Here is a 19,452-nt window from a genome sequence, read left to right as displayed (position 1 = left end):
CAGTCTACGTGTGCGTAGTGGCGAGTTGGAGTGTCGTACTCAACGTGAGAAGTTGAGATTGTGATACCGCGCTCACGCTCTTCTGGAGCGTTATCGATAGATGCGAAGTCTTTCGCTTCACCGCCGTACACTTTAGCTAGAGTAGTACAGATAGCAGCAGTTAGAGTTGTTTTACCGTGGTCAACGTGACCGATAGTACCAACGTTAACGTGCGGTTTAGTACGTTCAAATTTTTCTTTAGACACGATCGTGTTCCTTCCTAGTTATGATTCGCCACGATCCGAATTGATCGAGACGCGCCAGAAATTGCTATTTTATGCGCCAACGCCAGTCAGCGCAATATTTGGACGCATTGATCTTCAAAAAAAGCTGGACTTTTTTTTCAGTTCAAGACGATTTATTAGTAACCACGGTCTGCAATGATTTTCTCTGCAAAGTTTTTCGGTACTTCAGCGTACTCGTAAAACTCCATAGAGTAAGACGCACGGCCTTGAGTTGCAGAGCGTAGGTCTGTTGCGTAGCCAAACATCTCAGATAGAGGCACTTGAGCACGGATGATCTTAATACCCGCCACGCCCTCGTCCATACCTGCGATCATGCCACGGCGACGGTTAAGATCACCTACAACATCGCCCATCCAGTCTTCTGGAGTGGTTACTTCAACATTCATCATTGGCTCAAGAAGAACTGGTTGCGCTTCTAGTGCACCTTTCTTGAATGCCATCGAGCCGGCGATCTTAAACGCCATCTCGTTAGAGTCAACATCGTGGTAAGAACCATCGAATAGTGTTGCTTTAATATCTAGCACTGGGTAACCCGCTAGAACACCACTGTTCATTTGCTCTTCGATACCTTTCGATACCGAGCTGATGTATTCCTTAGGAACAACACCACCCACAATTTCGTCAACAAAGACAAAACCTTCGCCAGGTTCAGATGGCTCCAGTTTGATCCATACGTGACCGTACTGACCACGACCACCAGATTGACGTACAAATTTACCTTCAACTTCCGCACTACCACGGATAGTCTCACGGTAAGCAACCTGAGGTTTACCTACATTACAGTCAACGCTGAATTCACGTTTCATACGGTCAACGATGATATCTAAGTGAAGCTCACCCATACCAGAAATCAAAGTTTGACCTGTTTCGTCATCCGTTTCGACGCGGAATGACGGGTCTTCTGCTGCTAGTTTACCTAGAGCAATGCCCATTTTTTCTTGATCTGCTACAGAGCGTGGCTCTACAGCGATCTGAATAACTGGCTCAGGGAACTCCATACGCTCTAGAATAACCTTGTGGTTAATATCACACAGCGTATCACCTGTTGTAACGTCTTTAAGACCGATCGCGGCAGCAATGTCACCCGCGCGAACTTCTTTAATTTCGTCACGCTTGTTTGAGTGCATCTGTACAATACGACCAAAACGTTCTTTCTTCTGCTTAACAGAGTTGTAAACCGCATCACCTGAGTTCACGACACCAGAGTAAACACGCATAAAGGTTAGCGTACCAACAAATGGGTCTGTCGCAATTTTAAATGCCAGTGCTGCAAACGGTTCGTTGTCGTCTGCATGACGCTCAACTTCATTGTCGTTTTCGTCAACACCTTTGATTGCTGGAACATCTACCGGAGAAGGTAAGTACTCAACAACCGCGTCTAGTACTGCTTGAACACCTTTGTTTTTGAACGCACTACCACAAGTGGCAAGAACGATTTCGTTGTTCAGTGTACGAGTACGTAGAGCTTGCTTGATTTCAGCTTCAGTCAGTTCGCCTTCTTCAAGGTACTTATCCATCAGCTCTTCAGACGCTTCAGCAGCCGACTCAACAAGGTTGTTGCGCCACTCTTCTGCCATTTCTAGCATGTCTGCTGGGATCTCTTCGTAAGTGAAGGTTGTACCTTGATCTTCTTCGTTCCAGTTGATCATCTTCATCTTGATCAGGTCGATAACACCTGTGAAGTTCTCTTCCGAACCAACGTTAAGCTGGATTGGAACAGGGTTCGCACCAAGACGGTTTTTGATTTGATCAATAACACGTAAGAAGTCAGCACCTGCACGGTCCATCTTGTTAACAAATACCATACGTGGAACGTGGTACTTGTCAGCTTGACGCCATACAGTTTCAGATTGAGGTTCAACACCAGATGAACCACAGAACACAACAACAGCACCATCAAGTACGCGTAATGAACGCTCTACTTCGATAGTGAAATCTACGTGTCCAGGAGTATCGATAATGTTGATGCGGTGGTCTTGGAATTGCGCTTCCATACCACGCCAGAAAGTTGTAGTCGCAGCTGAGGTAATTGTGATACCACGCTCTTGCTCCTGCTCCATCCAGTCCATGGTAGCAGCGCCATCGTGCACTTCACCGATTTTATGAGAAAGACCTGTGTAGAACAGAATACGTTCACTTGTGGTTGTTTTACCTGCGTCTACGTGAGCGACGATACCAATATTACGGTAGCGCTCGATAGATGTTTTACGAGCCACGATTGAATCCTCTTGAATTAGGGACTATTGCTATCTCTAGTTAATTTAGCCTGTTTTTGGTGCTTTTTGCTTGCCCTAGATATAGCAATAGTTCCTAAGCTTGCGCATAGGAACTAGAGTAGAGCCGCGGGGAGTCCCGCGGCGCTGAAAGGTATTACCAACGGTAATGTGCGAACGCTTTGTTTGCGTCAGCCATGCGGTGAACGTCTTCACGTTTCTTAACCGCAGTACCTTTGTTCTCAGACGCGTCTAGCATTTCAGCAGCTAGGCGTTGAGCCATAGATTTTTCACCACGCTTACGCGCAGCTTCAACCAACCAACGCATAGCAAGTGCGTTACGGCGAACCGGACGTACTTCTACAGGTACTTGGTAAGTTGAACCACCTACACGGCGAGATTTAACTTCTACCGCTGGGCGAACATTTTCAAGAGCTTCTTCAAATACAGCTAAGTGATCTTTACCAGATTTCTCAGCCATAGTGTCTAGTGCAGTGTAAACAATTTTCTCTGCAGTAGATTTTTTACCGTCAACCATTAGGATGTTAACGAATTTTGCCAGCAGTTCAGATTTGAACTTTGGATCTGGAAGGATCTTACGCTGACCAATGACGCGACGACGTGGCATGGATTTTCTCCGTTGTCTTCTTCAGGTTTTATCCAAAACTTTTCAGTTTTTTCAAAAAATTAAAAATAATTTAGTGTTTGGCCTTACTTAACGGATTCCATTAAGACTTAGGACGCTTCACACCGTACTTAGAACGACCTTGTTTACGGTCATTTACGCCAGCACAGTCTAGTGCGCCGCGAACAGTGTGGTAACGCACACCTGGAAGGTCTTTAACACGACCACCACGGATTAGAACAACTGAGTGCTCTTGAAGGTTGTGGCCTTCACCGCCGATGTACGAAGTTACTTCGAAACCATTTGTCAGACGTACACGACAAACTTTACGAAGTGCTGAGTTAGGTTTTTTAGGTGTAGTAGTGTAAACACGAGTACATACACCACGTTTTTGTGGGCACGCTTCTAGTGCAGGCACGTTGCTTTTAACAACTTGCTTTGCACGAGGCTTACGTACCAACTGGTTAATAGTTGCCATTAACTAGCTCCTGATTTACTTGAAAGTAAGCTTTGTGAAAAATCTATCCCTAACCACTAGTGGTAGTTAGGGACGCAAAATTCTATTCAGCAGTGAGAGGTGTGTCAAGAAATATACGGATCTTTTTTGCTCAACTTCTACCTACGATGTGTAAAAGCACAGCGACACTTTTGACTGAGAATGATTTGGTTATTGCCAAGTTATCGAATTAGTGGACTCAACGGTCAAATTGACGAACCCGCTATAGTCAACCAAGAGTAACGATGGGCTGATACGGTTGGTGATTCCACGCGCATCAACGTCCGCTTTTAATACAGCGATATTCAACCCTTGAATAAGAGGATAGGTTTTGTGCTGTGGATTGGCACTGTATACGGCATCTTCGATTAGCAGTAGCTGGTCACCTTGGGTATAGACCTTTACTGCCTCTTCAATTGCCTGAATGGTTTTAACGATATGGAGCATGTAATACCACTACCTAAAATGTCAGGATCTTACCGGCTTGGTGAAGCAGGGCAGCGAGCTCACTTTGCGATAGCTTTTGAGCATCCAAGACGAGATCTGCTTGAAGCAATCCACGCTCGGCCAATGACGACTCACACACATAAACTTGCTCTATGTCGTAGAGGTCAAACAGCTTTAGCATAGGTGCGTAGTCCTTGCTAAGAATATCGCTCGTCTGCTGTCCTTGAAGTAGCTGATAAACCCCATCACCACTGAAAATAACACTGATGTCTTCGCAATACGCTGACGCAGCAAGTAACGCATCAACGCCTTCTCGACCAGCGGAGCTACCGTGAGGCGCACTACGAAATAAATAAGTTAACTGACTCAAAACTGCACTACTCTATCTTGAACTAACATGGCTTCTGCCAAGCTACCTAACCCTGCCTGCTGGAAACCTTCCGCTAAGTTACTTTGAGATAAGCCATGCTGATTCGCTTCATCCTGACTCACTACTCCACGCCGCAACGCAGCCGCAACGCAGGTTTCGAGGCGCACGCTATGCTGATTCGCTAGACTCTGCCATGCTTTGACTAAGTCAAACTCATCATTGGCAGGCACGGTTAACGCACTGCCGTTATTTACGCCATCTTGATAGAAGAATACGCTAACCAGAGTGTGTCCCTGTTCGATAACGGCTTGAGCAAATTGATAAGCACTACGCGCTGATTGGCTACCGTAGACGGAACCATTAACCACCAGCGTATAAGTCAAGCGGTTCACCTTTCTTCATCCTCAGTCTTACGCTGACGAATGTATAGGTAAACCGTATGCTTAGATATATTGAGACGATCAGCAACTCGGTTGATTGCATCTTTAATGTCAAAAATACCTTTGTCGTATAGTTCCATCACTATCTGACGATTTTTGGTGTTGTTCGAAACCGACTTATCCGCATTGATTTCTTCAATAGTACGCTCAACAGTTTGGTCGACCAGCTCTTCAACATCACTAGCAAAGTTCACCGATGACGCAGCTTGTTTCGCTTCTTCCGTTGGCATGAATGATTGAAGAACCTGAGAGAAAGGCGCATCAAGGTTAACGTTGACACACAAAAGACCAATTACTCGATTCTCACCATTGCGAATAGCCACTGTGATTGACTTCATCAATACTCCACCCTTAGCTCGTGTGAAGTAAGAACGAGAGAAGTTGCGCTCAGAACCTTCTATATCTCGAAGCATTTTCAGCGCTAAGTCTGTAATCGGTGAACCCACTTGACGACCAGTGTTTTCACCGTTGGCAATCTTGATCGCGGATGTATTTAAATCTTCAAGTGAGTGAAGAACAATTTCACAAAACGGGCCAATCAGGCTCGCAATTCCATCAACAACAGCTTCGTATGATCTGAGAATGATCTTATCGTGCTCACTAAATGGCATCACATTCACAGATTCCATTTCGAGCAACATATCCGTGTTTACTGTTTCTGTAGTTGTCACTTTTTTAAGCCTTAGAGCGATAAATCAACAAATTGATGTAAGTTTATCAGAAATTTTGATGAGAGCCTCTAGCTAAGCGGCTATCTAGTGATTTAGAACAAAAAAATTACCATCTCTATTTATCAAAACGTTAAAAAAAAGAAAGGTCTGACATAAGTCAGACCTTTCGATTGGCATGCACTCAATGACTATTGAGCCGCCTCTTCGCCGTTATCTACTTTGAGTAGCTCAACTTCAAATACTAGCGTCGAGTTTGCAGGAATCGTCGGCGTGTCTTGCTCACCGTAAGCTAATTCTGGCGGAATAACGAACTTAAATTTAGAGCCGACAGACATCAACTGAACACCTTCAGTCCAACCAGGAATGACGCGGTTAAGTGGGAAAGTTGCAGGTTCGCCACGATCATAAGAACTGTCGAACTGAGTTCCATCGATAAGGGTACCCTTGTAATGAACCTGAACGGTATCTGTATCAGCCGGTTTCTCGCCTTCTGCAGGAGTCAACACTTGGTATAGCAGACCCGATTCAGTCTTCACTACACCGTCTTGCTTTTCAAACTCTGCACGGAATGCGTCACCATCTTGCTTAGCTGCCGCTGCTTTTTCTGCCGCTTGCTTTTGCATTGTTTCAGCAACACGCTTATCTAAAGCTTCTAACGCTGCACGTGTTTCTTCTTCATTTAGCTCAGGGTTACCAGCAAATACGTGCTCAATACCTTTAAGCACAAGCTCCTTATTCAGCGTAATGCCGATTTCGCTTGGCTTGTCTAGGCTCGTGCTCAAGTAGTTAGCAAAAGAAACGCCGATAGCGTAAGCAGCTTTGTCATCTTCTGTTTTGAAGTGAACAAGTTTGCCCGTCTCAGCTTGCACTTGCTCAACCGCTGGTGCTGCTTCTGTTTTTGGTTCTTCTTCTTTCTGACAGCCAGCAGCTAACGCAACCGTTGCGGCAAGCAGTGACACTTTAAAAATTGATTTCATTAATTTCTCCAATAATGGCTAACCATTTGTCTTTGCGCACAAATATGGAATTTCCACTGGTGTGCACGAACATGTTGTACCAATATAACCAATATATGTCGTATTTAAACCTACACTAGGTGAAGAATGGTACCAAATGCGTATTATTTTTAACTCACTACTCATCACCATTGTCATTTCAGCGTTAAATGGCTGCTTTTTCTCCAGCCAAGACGCTCAACGATGGACAATTGAGCCTAAAGGAACAACCAGTTTTGCGCTAAGTCGAGACGCACGCTTTGCATTGCTCTATTCCAAGGAGCATCAACTGGTGCTTTGGGATCTTAGCGAAAGTCAACAGCTTGCCTCATTAGGTCCACAAGACCCTCAATCAAGTACCGTTTCTCGAATCAGAATATCAGACAACGGCCGCTTTGCCGTTACCGCAACACAAATTAACTTTGCAGTTTGGGACTTAGCATGGACTCAAGCGCAAGGCTTATGGTCTATCTCAGATGGACTCATTAGGGATATCGACATCGCCAGCAATGGTGATCAAGTGCTGCTTGGTCTTTCAAATGGCAAAGCCATCTACGTCAACTTAGTCACCGGACGGCGATTAGAGTTCCTTGCTCATAATGAAAAAGTCAATTCGGTCGCTTTGTCGCCAAATGGACGTTTCGCATTGTCTGGGGGAAATGATTACAAAGCCTACCTTTGGGATACCCAGACTGGACAAATACTCAAAACATTTGAGCATGAACAGCGAATCAATCGTGTTGCTTTGCATAGAGATGGTCATTATGCATTTACTTCTGATGGCGGCAATCAGGCGATTGTATGGGATCTCAGCACAGGAAAGGCGCTCTCTTCTCTAAGTAGCTTCTCCCGACAACTTATCTTTTCTTCTGCTCGATTTTCCGATGATGGTCAGTACCTTGTGACCGGTACGCCTTCGAGTAGAATCATGATATGGAGTACACAAAGTGGCAAACGGATCGATGGATTTGAAGCGGAACCACTAAAAGATACTCGCCCTCCCCGCGCAGTGGTGTATGATGCAGCCTTTGACAGCCAAAGCCGCGTTATTTCGGGAACCTCGGCTGGTATTGCCCAAGCTTGGAATGTGGATTATTAGTGATGACAGAGCAGCGAGTTGAACAGCTAGAAAGCCGCGTCAACGACTTAGAGTGTCAGTTGGCGTTTCAAGAACAAACGATCGAAGAACTTAACGATGCCTTGAGTCAGCAACAATTGCTGATAACCAAGATGCAAGATCAAATGAAGTATGTGGTAGGAAAAGTGAAGAATATCGATTCTTCAAATCTTGCCGATCCTTCACAAGAGACGCCACCACCTCATTATTGAGAAAAGACGTAGGCGATCACGGCGCCAGCAACCACTAAACAGCCCCCAATTCTACGCAATTGATTATCGGGTTGTTCACTCAATTGAGCGACCATGTTTCGCCATCCTTTTGGTGCGAATAACGGGCCTAAGCCTTCGACAATCAAGACTAAACCAAAAGCTAACCAGAGTGCATTCGACATCATTGTCCTCATGAAAAAAATAAAGGCTCCGTATATCGGAGCCTTTTTGTTACTTAATGAATCTTACTTTGACGGTGCGCCAGCAGCATTATTCATGTATTGGAAGAATTCACTCTTAGGATCCAATACCAGAATATCACTCTTCTCACTGAACGATTTCTCATAAGCCTTCAGTGAACGTAAGAAGCTGTAGAACTCAGGATCTTTATTGTACGCACTAGAGTAAATTTTCGCGGCTTTCGCATCGGCTTCACCGCGTGTAACACGCGCTGTTTTATCGGCTTCAGCAAGAACGGTTGCGACTTCTAGCTCAGCCTGAGCGCGGATAACCTCCGCACGCTCACGACCTTGAGAACGGTGCTTACGAGCAACCGACTCACGTTCTGCACGCATACGTTTGTAGATTGAATCACTGATGTTGTCAGGTAGGTTGATTTTCTTCATACGGAAATCAACAATCTCAACACCAAGGTCAGTTAGAGCACTATCACGAGTACCTTCCAGTACATTGGCCATGATCTTGTCGCGCTCACCATCAATCTCTAACGCTTCTTTTGCAGCTTCAGTCGTCACTTCTTCGCTATCAGCACTGTCTGGTAACACGTCGTTATTACGTGGACCCGATACAATTTGCTTGATTTCGCGAGCACCAATCTCAGAACGAAGTACGTCTGTTACTTTACGCTCTAAAAGTGCTTCAGCAGTCAATACGTTACCGCCACCCGTTGTTAGATAGAAACGACCGAAATCTTCAATACGCCACTTCACGTAGGTATCGATGATAACGTCTTTTTTCTCTGACGTTACGAAGCGGTCTGAACGACCATCCATTGTTTGGATGCGAGCGTCTAACGTTTTAACACGGTCAAACAGTGGCATCTTAAAATGGAGGCCAGGCTCGTAAATTTTCGATACGCCGTTGTCATCTAAAACACGACCAAATCGAATAACCAAACCACGTTCACCCTCTTGAATCACAAATACTGACATCAGCAGTAGAGCAATTGTTACAACTAATACAGGGATCATTAACTTACGCATTCTTAATATCTCCCTTGACGTGAACCAGTTGAACGAGATTGAGAGTCTGAAGTGCTATCGGATTGCTGAGATTCAAGCTCAATCTGGTCATAAGCTGAAGTTTCCTTCACCTTACGGTTGGTTTGAGTTTGAGCTTCACCTGCTAACTTATCGATCGGCAAGTACAGTAAATTACCGCTTGATTCAGAATCAATCAGAACCTTAGAAGTACTGCTGTAAACTTCTTCCATTGTATCTAGATACAGACGGTTACGAGTAACTTCTGGTGCTGCTTGGTATTCAGGTAGCAGTTTCTCAAACTGAGCAACCTGACCTAGCGCTTCGTTAACGACACGCTCAGAGTAACCAAGTGCCTCTTTCTTCAAACGTTCTGCACGACCCGTCGCTTTCGGCAAGATGTCGTTGCGGTAAGCTTCTGCTTCACGTTCAAAACGCTCTTCATCTTCTCGAGCCGCAATTGCATCATCAAAAGCGTCTTTTACTTGCTCTGGCGGACGAGCTGACTGGAAGTTGACGTCAACAAGAACCACACCCATATCGTAGCTATCGATAATCGAATTCAACGTTTCCTGTGTGCTTTGACGAATCTGCTGACGACCACTTGTCAGGATACTATCCATCAATGCGTCACCAACAACCGCACGTAGAGCAGAATCTGTAGCTTGGCGTAAGCTATCATCTGCGTTTGTCACGCGGTATAGATACTTGTATGGGTCAGCTACACGGTACTGAACGTCCATTGCAACCGTCACAACGTTTTCATCTTTGGTCAGCATTAGACCAGATGAACGTAATGAACGAATTGCCTGTACGTTGACCGCTTCATACTCATCAATAAAGCGAGGACGCCAGTTCAAGCCTGGATCGACCACACGGTCATACTTACCTAGACGTAGCACAACACCACGCTCAGCTTCACCAATGGTGTAAAAGCCAGCAAAGAACCAAATTGCTATCGCAATGATAGCAATGACACCAAAACCTAGTGCACCGCCGCCACCGATAGACGAACCTTTACCACCTTTACCACCAAACTTTCCACCCAGTTTCTGACTCAGTTTATTAAATACTTCGTCTAAGTCTGGCGGTCCTTGATCACGGCCACCTTTGTTACCACGATTATTATTCCCCCAAGGGTCATTATCGCGGCCATTGTTGCCGTTATTATTACCAGGCTCATTCCACGCCATTAGAAAGCTCCATCATTTGATATGACGTTATACTGTAGCAGCCATTTAAGTAACTATAAAGTCACGTAAAACTGCCCCTTCTCTTTTTTCAAGTCTAGACCAATCCACCTGTTGCATGCGAACATCAATCAACAAGTCACCATCCTGATCATATTCTTCTCGTTGAATACATTTCATTTGGAAGAATGTACTACGAATTCGCCCTTGGTGTTGTGGCGGAATTCGCAATTGATATTGAACCATCTGGCTAGCAAGACGCTCTTTCAACGCCTCAAACAGCAGTTCAATACCGATGCCTTCCATTGCCGAAACCCAAACGGCGCGAGGTACACCCTCTTCATCACGTTCGATTCTTGGTTTCTGGTCTTCGAGATTATCAATTTTGTTCATCACCAGAAGAGATGGCACCTCATGGGCATCAATTTCTTCTAACACTATATGAACAGCTTGAATATTCTCACGAAAACGGTCATCGCTGGCATCAACAACATGTAACAAAATGTCAGCTTCTTGAGTTTCTTGCAGTGTTGCTTTAAAGGCAGCAACAAGATCATGCGGAAGATGACGAATAAAACCTACGGTATCCGCCAAAATCGCTGGGCCAACATCATTTAACTCAATTTTACGTAGCGTGGGGTCAAGTGTGGCAAATAACTGATCTGCCGCGTAAACACCCGCTGAGGTAATTCGGTTAAATAAAGTAGATTTACCTGCGTTGGTATACCCCACCAAAGAGACAGTCGGGATTTCCGCTCGATTTCTAGCTCGGCGACCTTGCTCACGTTGCTTCGCCACTTTTTCTAAACGGCGAAGTATGGTCTTAATACGAACACGCAATAAACGTCGGTCAGTTTCTAACTGAGTTTCACCTGGTCCACGTAAACCAATACCACCTTTTTGTCTTTCAAGGTGTGTCCAACCACGAATCAATCGAGTAGAGATATGGCGTAACTGTGCAAGTTCAACTTGAAGCTTACCTTCGTGGGTGCGGGCACGTTGAGCAAAAATATCTAGGATCAAACCAGTGCGATCCAAAACTCGACATTTACACAACGCTTCTAGGTTACGTTCTTGGGCAGGAGAGAGGGCGTGATTAAAAATCACAATATCAGCATCAGAAAGCTGCACCGCTTGTGCAATCTCCTGAGCCTTACCCTCTCCGACATAGTATTTAGGGTGTGGTGACTGACGACTGCCTGTTACAACTTGTAACGCAGATACGCCAGCTGAAGAGACCAGCATCTCAAACTCACTGAGATCTTCCCACTCCCCTTCTTGCGTGAAGTTGACATGAACAAGTACGGCTCGCTCACCGGCTTCATAACGGTCAAACAAGCAATCAACTCCTTAAAAACTAATTGGGTAATTCAGAGAATTAATCTTCTGATTTGTCTTGCTGACGATCACCTTGTGGGCGCGGTTCACCACTATGGTGGCTCACTGGACGAGCAGGAACTACCGTAGAAATTGCGTGCTTGTACACCATTTGGTTAACTGTGTTTTTCAGCAAGATAACAAATTGATCAAATGATTCGATCTGACCTTGCAGTTTAATTCCGTTTACAAGGTAGATTGATACAGGAATACGTTCACGACGTAATGCATTTAAGAATGGGTCTTGTAGAGATTGCCCCTTAGCCATTTTTATTTTCCTTATTTTGTAATTTTGTTTTAGTTATTTAGCTAGTGGTGCGCTGCATTAAAATATGCGACCTTTGCTCTGAGCTAAACGAATAAAATAACACCCTGTCGCTACCTGTTATGACGGCTTTAGACCGAAATTTCAAGTAACAGATCCTTTACAGGGTAAATTCACGCAAAAGCGATCACATTATACACAGCTAAAACCTTCAGATGCTATTGCATTTGAAACAGTTTCTAGTGCTTGTTCAATGTTTTCACTATCTAACCAAGTTAAATTATCCCAGCTGCGTAACCAGGTAATCTGTCGCTTGGCCAACTGGCGGGTTGCACATACGCCCTTAAAGATGGCGTCATCTAACGTGCAATTCCCATCCAAATAGTCCCACATCTGTCTGTAACCAACGCAACGAATTGACGGAAGATCAGGATGAAGATCTTGGCGAGCATATAAAGCTCTCATCTCTTCTTCAAACCCTGCTTCAATCATTTTTTCATAGCGAAGCTCTATCCGACGATGGAGTTCAGCCCTTTCCTTAGGAGCTATTGCAAACTGTTTAACTCTAAACGGCAGGCTATCACCTTTGGTTTGAGTCAGCTCAGTTAGAGTTTTACCTGAAATTCGATAAACTTCCAATGCCCTTGATAACCTTTGTGGATCATTCGGGTGGATTCGCCCAGCTGAGACAGGATCAATCTCTCTCAGTTGAGAGTGGAGCTTATCCCAACCTTGAGCCAATGCTTCTTGCTCAATCTGCTGACGGATTTCAGGATTGGCAGCAGGCAGAGGTGATAAACCTTCCAACAACGCTTTGTAGTACAACATAGTGCCGCCCACTAAGAGTGGGATCTTACCTTGTTCTACAATATCGTTCATTTCGTTTAATGCATCTCGGCGAAAATCCGCCGCTGAATACGATTCACTTGGATCTAAAATATCAATCAAACGATGTGGTGCTTGCTGCTGTTCATTGGCATCCGGTTTTGCCGTGCCAATATCCATACCTTTATAGATCAAAGCTGAATCAACAGAAACGATCTCTACTGGAAATTTTTTTCGCAAACGTATTGCGAGATCAGTCTTGCCTGATGCGGTTGGCCCCATCAAAAACAGAGCCAACGGTAATTCACTGTTATTCATATCTAAAATGCTGCAATCGTTGCAGAAAAATCAACGGGTCTCACAAACGTCTTGTCACCCAATGGAAGCCGATCTTGCCATAGCTGTTCGAGATCAGCGATGATCTGAATTGCTTCCGACAGAGTGTAGTCGCTTTTCACTTGAGTAATGCGATCACTTAACCAACTTGCGATCTGAGGATCGCTGAGCGAATTCGATGTCGCGACATACGAAGCGGCGTAAGATAGCAGATCTGGAACCAGTTGTTGTAAGTTTTGTTGCCTTAATGGTTGAGGTACTCCCATAACCATTAGCGCTTTATTGCTGCGTGTCTTAAGCTCAATTCCAAACTTTTTAAGTACCGAGTCCAAACGCTCTGCCACCTGCAAAAGCTCTGGATCCAACTTTAGCGACAGTGGAACGAGTAAAGGTTGGCTTTTCAACGCCCCATGGAGCGTCGACAATTGACCATTAATACGAAGCCATTCCGCTTTTGCTAAGTTCACCAAGCAAGTTCCAGACTTATCTCCCATGACCAGATAACGACCCTGCGCAATAGAGATCGCTTTGCCCAGTGTTTCGACCGTATCACCACTCATTGGTTCAGTATGATTCTGAATTGACGTTTGATTCTCCATATGTGCTGAGTGGAACTCTGGAGTCTTCAATAACTCTTGATACGCCTTCACTTCTTGCCTGCTAGGCGCGGGCTCACTGTATCGCTCGGTAACTCGAGGTTTTGGCTCCGCTCTGGACTCATGCCACTCATTGCGGGGTGGCGATTCACGTAACGAATCTCGGTGGCTTTGATAGTCCGCCTTGCCAGGATACGAAGGAATAGCTTCAATCGCCTGATACTCTTGTTGCGATACCCCTGTAGCCTCCGACAATTCACTTAGCGATGCAGGAGCTTGTTCAGGTTCAGAATGAAATGCGGACGCTGTATGCTGAGGCTTGTCGATGTACGCACTTTGTGCCAGCGCATCACTTAGAGCCTGATAGATAAAATCGTGCACTAAACGAGCTTGATGAAAACGAACTTCATGCTTTGCTGGGTGCACATTGACATCAACTTGATGCGGATCGAGTTCAATAAACAGAACGTAAGTTGCAAATTGATCTGGTCGCAGGCTGGTTTCATAACTCTGACGGATAGCATGATTGATCAACTTGTCTCTCATCATCCGCCCATTTACATAGCAATACTGTAGATCGCTTTGCTGCCTTGCACCTTCAGGGGTGGTTATCCAACCATGCAGTTTCAGTCCTTGATGCTCAAGCTCTATCTTAAGCATATTACGTACAAAACTATTGCCACAAACTGCCGCTATGCGCTTCTCGGCCTGAGCTTCTGTCTTCGCAGCTCGGTACTGTTTGACCAGTTTACCGTTATGTCTGAGGTTGATCGTAACGTCGAATCGACTCAACGCTATGCGTTTAAGTAACTCATCAATATGCGTAAATTCGGTTTTTTCGGTACGAAGGAATTTACGCCTAGCCGGAGTATTGAAGAAAAGATCCAGCACTTCAACCGAGGTACCAATCGGATGAGCTGCAGGCTGAAGCTTCACTTGCATATCTCGTCCCTCACTGTATGCAGCCCAAGCTTGCTCCTGAGTGGCTGGACGAGAGGTCAGAGTTAGACGTGCGACAGAGCTGATACTAGCCAAAGCCTCACCGCGAAACCCTAGACTGATGATCGCTTCAAGATCGTCAAGGGTATGGATCTTGGAAGTCGCATGTCGACTTAAAGCAAGACCGAGTTCCTCTTTGACGATTCCTTTACCATTATCACGAACACGAATCAGCTTAGCTCCGCCTTTTTCGATATCGATATCGATGCGTGTAGCGCCTGAATCTAAGCTATTTTCAACCAGCTCCTTGACCACGGAAGCTGGTCTTTCTACCACCTCGCCAGCTGCTATCTGGTTCGCTAAACGAGCTGGAAGAATTCTAATCGTCATATTGGCTACTTAATCTTTAGTTGCGTGGGATAATGAGTACTTGACCCACCGCGAGTTGATCAGAGCGTAAGTTGTTCGCTTCGCGAAGACTGGCAACACTCACACCATAATTGCTGGCAATCTTACCAAGGAACTCACCACGTTTAACCGTGTGCTTATGCAGTGGCTGATCTTTCAAGCTCACTGTGATCTTGAGTTTTTGACCCAACTTAAGCGTGTCTGATTTGAGACTATTCTCTCGCTTAATCGCATCAACCGACACCTTGTATTTGGTGGCAATTTTACCTAGATACTCACCACGCTGAACAACGTGTGTCAGTGTTTTAGTCTCAATAGGATTCTTAATCTCTGGTACGGTAATCGATGTACTAGCTCCAGGAATCGTCAGGATTTGTCCAATCGCTAAGCTACTGCTCTTGAGCTTATTCGCCTGCATGATCGCCTGAGTTGAGGTGCCATACTTGTTGGCGATAACAGACAATGACTCACCACGAGACACTTTATGCTTGATCGCTTTCCCACGGTTCGCAAACAGAGTGCCTTCCGGCGGATTGGCTTCAAAATACTGGACTATCGCCTTCGCTAAAGCTTGAGCTAACTTATCCTGATGACTGCGTTGAAAGAGGAGTTTTTCTTCTGTTGGGTTAGAAATAAATCCTGTCTCAACCAGTACAGAAGGGATGTCTGGTGATTTTAATACCGCAAGACTCGCATTAACTGGGTCTTTCTTATGTAGATAGATCCCCGAACGGGTCATTTCACTCAGAATCTTAGTGGCTACCTTAAAGCCCTCTTTCTGAGAATGGCTAAATTGCAAATCCAGTAGCGTCTGACTGACATTCTTATCATTATTATTCTTAGCCAGTACTTCACCAGCGCCACCAAGCAGTTGTGACTGTTCCTCATGATTCTCTACCCAACGAGCAATTTCCGAGTTTGCACGGCGTGTATTCAGAACAAAGACTGAGCCACCTCTAGGTTGAGGAGTATGAAATGCATCGGCGTGAATTGACACTAAGAGGTGCGCTTTATTTTTACGTGCAATCTCCGAACGCTTATTCAAATTGACGTAGTAATCCCCCCCACGAGTTAGCACCGCCTTCATGCCTGGAACAGCATTGATTTGCGCAGCCACCTTCTTCGAAACGGCTAGAGTCGCGTGTTTTTCATATTTTTTTGTTGGACCAATCGAGCCTGGGTCTTCACCACCGTGACCCGCATCAATAGCAACCACAATGTCGGCCGTGCCATGCAGCTGAGACGCATCTCGGCTGACCGTCGTTTTGCTGTTGGTTGGTGTCGTTGCAGGTGCTGACGCGCCAGAACTGTCATGTGGCATATCAATCACTAAGCGATGACCATACTGCCCACCGGGTGTCGGTGCCAGCTTAAACAACTGGGGATTCACTTTACGCTTTAGTTCAAACACTAAACGGTAGGTGCCTTTTTCTGGAGGGGAACTTTGGCGTATTTTTTTCAGTACCGGACTATCAGAAATCGTCAGTGGTAGCTTAGTACTCAGCGTGGTCTGCTTGAGGTCCACTACTAACCGCTCAGGGCTGGAAAGGGTAAAGTAACTGAAGTCAGCTTCAGATTTTAAATCTATAACAACTCTTGTTTCATCTGGAGATGGCCAAACGCGAATGCCCTCAAGAGCATTCGCGAAACTAAAACCGGAGAAAAGAGTAAGAGCAACAAAAAATGGAAAAAATACAGCTCTTAATAAACGGCTCTTCAACATAACTCCAACTGTTCTAATAAGTGACTTCCATAGGGATTATTTGCCGTGAGTTGAACGACTCGTGCCTCACCATCGTAACGAAGATCAATATCAAGATCGGCAGCAGGCAACAAACCTTGTCCTTTTTCTGACCATTCCACAAGGCAGATAGCATCAGGGGTGAAATAATCACGGATCCCCATGAACTCAAGTTCTTCAGGATCAGCTAGGCGATAAAGATCAAAATGATAAACTTGCCACTGATCAAGCTGGTAAGGCTCAACCAAGGTATAGGTAGGGCTTTTTACATTCCCCTGATGACCCAGCGCACGCACAAAACCACGACTAAAGGTTGTTTTGCCTGCCCCCAAATCACCATGCAGATAAATAGTGGTTTGCTGAGAACACAACTGTGCCAGTGCGGTACCTAATTGAATCGTGGCCTGTTCATCTGTAAGGGCAAATTGTTTGGTGGTCATCAAGATCAATCTCTACGCTGTGACTATATAAAATCTAAAATAACAGGAATAGTAAACTGGGTTGGATTTGAGAGACAAGAGCTCTTGTGTAAGTAAAACGAAAAATCAGCGATTTCTTGCCGTTTTTCTTTTTTTACCAGCTAGATCCTAAATATAAGATCCGTTAAGATCCTGCCCCCTTAATCAGGAACACACCAGCATGAACTACCAAGCGCTCGCAGACAAGATCAAAAGTTGGGGCCAAGAACTCGGTTTCCAAAAAGTAGGGATCTGCGACATCGATCTGTCCGAGCATGAAGCGGCGCTACAAAAATGGTTAGATGCTGGTTATCACGGTGAAATGGACTGGATGGCGCGTCACGGCATGATGAGAGCACGCCCAAGCGAACTCTTGCCTGGCACAATTCGTGTTATCTCCGTCAGAATGGACTATCTCCCTCCTGAAGCGCAATTTGCATCAAACTTATCCGATCCAACACAAGCTTATATCAGTCGTTATGCTCTTGGACGTGACTACCACAAACTTATCCGCAACCAGCTTAAAAAACTAGGCCAAAAAATAGAACAAGAAGTGGGTCAGTTCGGCTATCGCCCATTCGTTGACTCCGCCCCAATACTCGAAAGGCCCTTGGCGCAAAAAGCCGGATTAGGTTGGACTGGTAAGCATTCCCTCATCCTAGATAAAGATTGTGGCTCATGGTTCTTTCTTGGAGAGTTACTCATCGACTTGCCACTGCCCGTTGATCAACCTAGTACTGAACAATGTGGCAAGTGTCAGTCCTGCATTGCCTCATGCCCGACACAAGCCATTATCGACGACGGCGTTGTCGATGCTCGACGCTGCATTTCATATCTCACGATCGAATACGATGGTGTGATTCCGGAAGAATTTCGTCAGGCAATGGGAAATAGAGTTTACGGCTGTGATGACTGTCAATTGGTCTGTCCTTGGAACCGATTCGCTGAAGTCACTCATCAGGAAGACTTTCATCGTAGAGAGGCATTAAAAAAAGCAGACCTAACGGAGCTCTTTCTTTGGGATGAGGTAACCTTTCTCAAAAATATGGAAGGTTCCGCAATCCGCCGTATTGGTCACCTTCAATGGATGCGTAATCTCTCTATCGCAATGGGTAATGCGCCTTATTCGTCAGCAATTGTCGACGCTCTCCAGCAGCGTATCGGCTTGAGCGACGTTTTAGATACGCATATCCACTGGGCATTGGCTCAGCAACAATCGCAACTTCCATCAGCATCCAATAAATTGGCTAGACTAATTCGAATTGTAGAGAAAGGATTGCCTAGAGATGCATAATGCTTGCCGAGCATGACAGTTCAGAACTTGATTTAGCTCTAAATGTGGAAAAAACCAAGAGAGAATGCTCATTTTCTTACAAGTGAAGAAGTTAATCACATTGTGTGGAAATGACTGGGATCAAAAAATAGTGACTTAATGATCTATTTCTCACTTCAGCTAAATAGCAGAAATTACAATTTATCACTTTAAAAACAACGACTTACCAAGGATTTTGTTAATTTAAAGAATCCTCTTTAAGCAAAAAGATCGTTTTAGTCAAGCTTTATACATAGTGAAAAATCAGGTTACCCACCAACTTATCCACATTGGCAAAACTGTGGATAACTCTGTTGACGAATGCGTAGAGACCTAGCCCACATGGTGTTTGCTATAGTGATTCCCTGAGCATAGGTATGCTGAGATTTTTCGTTGAGGCATAAAAACGCCCACCTAGTACTAGGAGGACTTTTTACAATTTTGGGGTTCATGCTTCGCAGCATTAGCTAAAGAGCGGTGACCTTAAAGGTCTATTCAAACGAGCTTGTCATTTGAAGGAGATTTGGAGCGACACACGAGGTTCCCTATTCATAAACAGAAAGGCGTGACCTCAACCTTGACAAGGCTGTGCTCGATTAACTGAGCTAGTGTCGCATTCTTCATCGTTAAGCACGATGAAGGCTTTTAAATTGGAGCGACACACGAGGTTCGAACTCGTGACCTCAACCTTGGCAAGGTTGCGCTCTACCAACTGAGCTAGTGTCGCATACTCTCAAAAGAGAATTGGTTGCGGGGGCCGGATTTGAACCAGAGACCTTCGCAAGGTTTTATGAATGGCTGAGCCCGACGAGCTAGCGAATCACAACACCTATAAATTTGGTTGCGGGGGCCGGATTTGAACCGACGACCTTCGGGTTATGAGCCCGACGAGCTACCAAGCTGCTCCACCCCGCG

At 45.2% G+C, this 19,452-nt stretch carries 21 protein-coding genes and 2 tRNA genes; 3 read left to right on the top strand and 20 right to left on the bottom strand.

Annotated features, from left to right (window positions below):
- From QTN95_RS17705 to fkpA, 9 genes are all read right to left on the bottom strand, one after another.
- The coding region (locus QTN95_RS17705) for a GTP-binding protein (protein WP_331418407.1) at positions 1–245 on the bottom strand (245 nt) is incomplete at its 3' end.
- 155 nt (positions 246–400) lie between these two features.
- Positions 401–2,500 (bottom strand): elongation factor G, encoded by a 2,100-nt coding sequence (gene fusA / locus QTN95_RS17700; RefSeq protein ID WP_331418406.1) that lies wholly within the window; start codon positions 2,498–2,500, stop codon positions 401–403.
- Positions 2,501–2,654: 154 nt separating this feature from the next.
- Positions 2,655–3,125, bottom strand: a complete 471-nt coding sequence (gene rpsG, locus QTN95_RS17695; RefSeq protein WP_045957025.1) for a 30S ribosomal protein S7 — start codon at positions 3,123–3,125, stop codon at positions 2,655–2,657.
- A 100-nt stretch (positions 3,126–3,225) separates the two neighbouring features.
- Positions 3,226–3,600 (bottom strand): 30S ribosomal protein S12, encoded by a 375-nt coding sequence (gene rpsL / locus QTN95_RS17690; RefSeq protein WP_004399892.1) that lies wholly within the window; start codon positions 3,598–3,600, stop codon positions 3,226–3,228.
- Positions 3,601–3,789: 189 nt separating this feature from the next.
- Positions 3,790–4,065 (bottom strand): sulfurtransferase complex subunit TusB, encoded by a 276-nt coding sequence (gene tusB, locus QTN95_RS17685; RefSeq protein WP_331418405.1) that lies wholly within the window; start codon positions 4,063–4,065, stop codon positions 3,790–3,792.
- Between the two features lie 13 nt (positions 4,066–4,078).
- On the bottom strand, positions 4,079–4,435 hold the full coding sequence (gene tusC, locus QTN95_RS17680; protein ID WP_331418404.1) for a sulfurtransferase complex subunit TusC: 357 nt from the start codon (positions 4,433–4,435) through the stop codon (positions 4,079–4,081).
- Positions 4,432–4,827 (bottom strand): sulfurtransferase complex subunit TusD, encoded by a 396-nt coding sequence (tusD, locus tag QTN95_RS17675; RefSeq protein WP_138971635.1) that lies wholly within the window; start codon positions 4,825–4,827, stop codon positions 4,432–4,434. The genes tusC and tusD overlap by 4 nt, the downstream gene beginning before the upstream one ends.
- Entirely contained in the window at positions 4,824–5,546 is a 723-nt protein-coding gene (locus QTN95_RS17670; protein ID WP_138971634.1) for a helix-turn-helix transcriptional regulator, read from the bottom strand. Before QTN95_RS17670 ends, tusD begins: the two co-directional genes overlap by 4 nt.
- A 188-nt stretch (positions 5,547–5,734) precedes the next feature.
- The gene (gene fkpA / locus QTN95_RS17665; RefSeq protein WP_331418403.1) at positions 5,735–6,523 is read right to left on the bottom strand and encodes an FKBP-type peptidyl-prolyl cis-trans isomerase; all 789 of its coding nucleotides are present in this window, start codon (positions 6,521–6,523) and stop codon (positions 5,735–5,737) included.
- Between the two features lie 136 nt (positions 6,524–6,659).
- Between fkpA and QTN95_RS17660 the strand changes: the two genes are divergently transcribed.
- Both QTN95_RS17660 and QTN95_RS17655 read left to right on the top strand, forming a co-directional pair.
- On the top strand, positions 6,660–7,640 hold the full coding sequence (locus QTN95_RS17660) for a WD40 repeat domain-containing protein (RefSeq protein WP_331418402.1): 981 nt from the start codon (positions 6,660–6,662) through the stop codon (positions 7,638–7,640).
- A gap of 2 nt (positions 7,641–7,642) precedes the next feature.
- Complete coding sequence (locus QTN95_RS17655; RefSeq protein ID WP_269378536.1) at positions 7,643–7,870, top strand: SlyX family protein; 228 nt, start codon at positions 7,643–7,645, stop codon at positions 7,868–7,870.
- Here QTN95_RS17655 and QTN95_RS17650 read toward each other — a convergent pair.
- From QTN95_RS17650 to tsaE, 9 genes are all read right to left on the bottom strand, one after another.
- Entirely contained in the window at positions 7,864–8,052 is a 189-nt protein-coding gene (locus QTN95_RS17650; protein ID WP_331418408.1) for a DUF2065 domain-containing protein, read from the bottom strand. The two genes, QTN95_RS17655 and QTN95_RS17650, sit on opposite strands and share 7 nt — an antisense overlap.
- 63 nt (positions 8,053–8,115) lie before the next feature.
- Positions 8,116–9,093 carry a protease modulator HflC gene (gene hflC / locus QTN95_RS17645; RefSeq protein ID WP_331418401.1) on the bottom strand — a complete coding sequence of 326 codons (978 nt, stop codon included), beginning with the start codon at positions 9,091–9,093 and terminating at the stop codon, positions 8,116–8,118.
- Between the two features lie 2 nt (positions 9,094–9,095).
- Complete coding sequence (gene hflK / locus QTN95_RS17640; RefSeq protein WP_269378534.1) at positions 9,096–10,283, bottom strand: FtsH protease activity modulator HflK; 1,188 nt, start codon at positions 10,281–10,283, stop codon at positions 9,096–9,098.
- 45 nt (positions 10,284–10,328) lie between these two features.
- A complete protein-coding gene (gene hflX, locus QTN95_RS17635) occupies positions 10,329–11,618 on the bottom strand; it encodes a ribosome rescue GTPase HflX (RefSeq protein WP_138971628.1) in 1,290 nt (429 codons plus the stop codon).
- Positions 11,619–11,658: 40 nt separating this feature from the next.
- On the bottom strand, positions 11,659–11,925 hold the full coding sequence (gene hfq / locus QTN95_RS17630; protein ID WP_138971627.1) for an RNA chaperone Hfq: 267 nt from the start codon (positions 11,923–11,925) through the stop codon (positions 11,659–11,661).
- 189 nt (positions 11,926–12,114) lie between these two features.
- Positions 12,115–13,065: a tRNA (adenosine(37)-N6)-dimethylallyltransferase MiaA gene (gene miaA, locus QTN95_RS17625; RefSeq protein WP_331418400.1), complete on the bottom strand. Its 951-nt coding sequence runs from the start codon at positions 13,063–13,065 to the stop codon at positions 12,115–12,117.
- A 2-nt stretch (positions 13,066–13,067) separates the two neighbouring features.
- A complete protein-coding gene (gene mutL, locus QTN95_RS17620) occupies positions 13,068–15,008 on the bottom strand; it encodes a DNA mismatch repair endonuclease MutL (protein ID WP_331418399.1) in 1,941 nt (646 codons plus the stop codon).
- Positions 15,009–15,024: 16 nt separating this feature from the next.
- On the bottom strand, positions 15,025–16,749 hold the full coding sequence (locus tag QTN95_RS17615) for a LysM peptidoglycan-binding domain-containing protein (protein WP_331418397.1): 1,725 nt from the start codon (positions 16,747–16,749) through the stop codon (positions 15,025–15,027).
- Positions 16,743–17,207: a tRNA (adenosine(37)-N6)-threonylcarbamoyltransferase complex ATPase subunit type 1 TsaE gene (gene tsaE, locus QTN95_RS17610; RefSeq protein ID WP_331418396.1), complete on the bottom strand. Its 465-nt coding sequence runs from the start codon at positions 17,205–17,207 to the stop codon at positions 16,743–16,745. The genes QTN95_RS17615 and tsaE overlap by 7 nt, the downstream gene beginning before the upstream one ends.
- A 199-nt stretch (positions 17,208–17,406) precedes the next feature.
- Between tsaE and queG the strand changes: the two genes are divergently transcribed.
- Positions 17,407–18,519 carry a tRNA epoxyqueuosine(34) reductase QueG gene (queG, locus tag QTN95_RS17605; RefSeq protein ID WP_331418395.1) on the top strand — a complete coding sequence of 371 codons (1,113 nt, stop codon included), beginning with the start codon at positions 17,407–17,409 and terminating at the stop codon, positions 18,517–18,519.
- A 669-nt stretch (positions 18,520–19,188) separates the two neighbouring features.
- Here the strand turns inward: queG and QTN95_RS17600 are convergent.
- Together QTN95_RS17600 and QTN95_RS17595 are read right to left on the bottom strand one after the other, a co-directional pair.
- A tRNA-Gly gene (locus QTN95_RS17600) sits at positions 19,189–19,264 on the bottom strand.
- Between the two features lie 111 nt (positions 19,265–19,375).
- A tRNA-Met gene (locus QTN95_RS17595) sits at positions 19,376–19,452 on the bottom strand.

This window comes from Vibrio sp. M260112, assembly GCF_036533775.1.
Taxonomy (GTDB): Bacteria; Pseudomonadota; Gammaproteobacteria; order Enterobacterales; family Vibrionaceae; genus Vibrio.
The sequence above is the reverse complement of the archived record's forward strand: the minus strand, read 5'-3'. Positions and strand labels throughout refer to the sequence as shown.

Bases quoted from the DNA above. Each gene is read 5' to 3' on its own strand.
- rpsL (WP_004399892.1), bottom strand. From the start codon at position 3,600: ATGGCAACTATTAACCAGTTGGTACGTAAGCCTCGTGCAAAGCAAGTT.
- queG (WP_331418395.1), top strand. From the start codon at position 17,407: ATGAACTACCAAGCGCTCGCAGACAAGATCAAAAGTTGGGGCCAAGAA.
- QTN95_RS17660 (WP_331418402.1), top strand. From the start codon at position 6,660: ATGCGTATTATTTTTAACTCACTACTCATCACCATTGTCATTTCAGCG.
- tsaE (WP_331418396.1), bottom strand. From the start codon at position 17,207: ATGACCACCAAACAATTTGCCCTTACAGATGAACAGGCCACGATTCAA.
- miaA (WP_331418400.1), bottom strand. From the start codon at position 13,065: ATGAATAACAGTGAATTACCGTTGGCTCTGTTTTTGATGGGGCCAACC.
- hflC (WP_331418401.1), bottom strand. From the start codon at position 9,093: ATGCGTAAGTTAATGATCCCTGTATTAGTTGTAACAATTGCTCTACTG.
- mutL (WP_331418399.1), bottom strand. From the start codon at position 15,008: ATGACGATTAGAATTCTTCCAGCTCGTTTAGCGAACCAGATAGCAGCT.
- tusB (WP_331418405.1), bottom strand. From the start codon at position 4,065: ATGCTCCATATCGTTAAAACCATTCAGGCAATTGAAGAGGCAGTAAAG.
- hfq (WP_138971627.1), bottom strand. From the start codon at position 11,925: ATGGCTAAGGGGCAATCTCTACAAGACCCATTCTTAAATGCATTACGT.
- hflK (WP_269378534.1), bottom strand. From the start codon at position 10,283: ATGGCGTGGAATGAGCCTGGTAATAATAACGGCAACAATGGCCGCGAT.
- rpsG (WP_045957025.1), bottom strand. From the start codon at position 3,125: ATGCCACGTCGTCGCGTCATTGGTCAGCGTAAGATCCTTCCAGATCCA.
- QTN95_RS17655 (WP_269378536.1), top strand. From the start codon at position 7,643: ATGACAGAGCAGCGAGTTGAACAGCTAGAAAGCCGCGTCAACGACTTA.
- fkpA (WP_331418403.1), bottom strand. From the start codon at position 6,523: ATGAAATCAATTTTTAAAGTGTCACTGCTTGCCGCAACGGTTGCGTTA.
- QTN95_RS17615 (WP_331418397.1), bottom strand. From the start codon at position 16,749: ATGTTGAAGAGCCGTTTATTAAGAGCTGTATTTTTTCCATTTTTTGTT.
- QTN95_RS17650 (WP_331418408.1), bottom strand. From the start codon at position 8,052: ATGTCGAATGCACTCTGGTTAGCTTTTGGTTTAGTCTTGATTGTCGAA.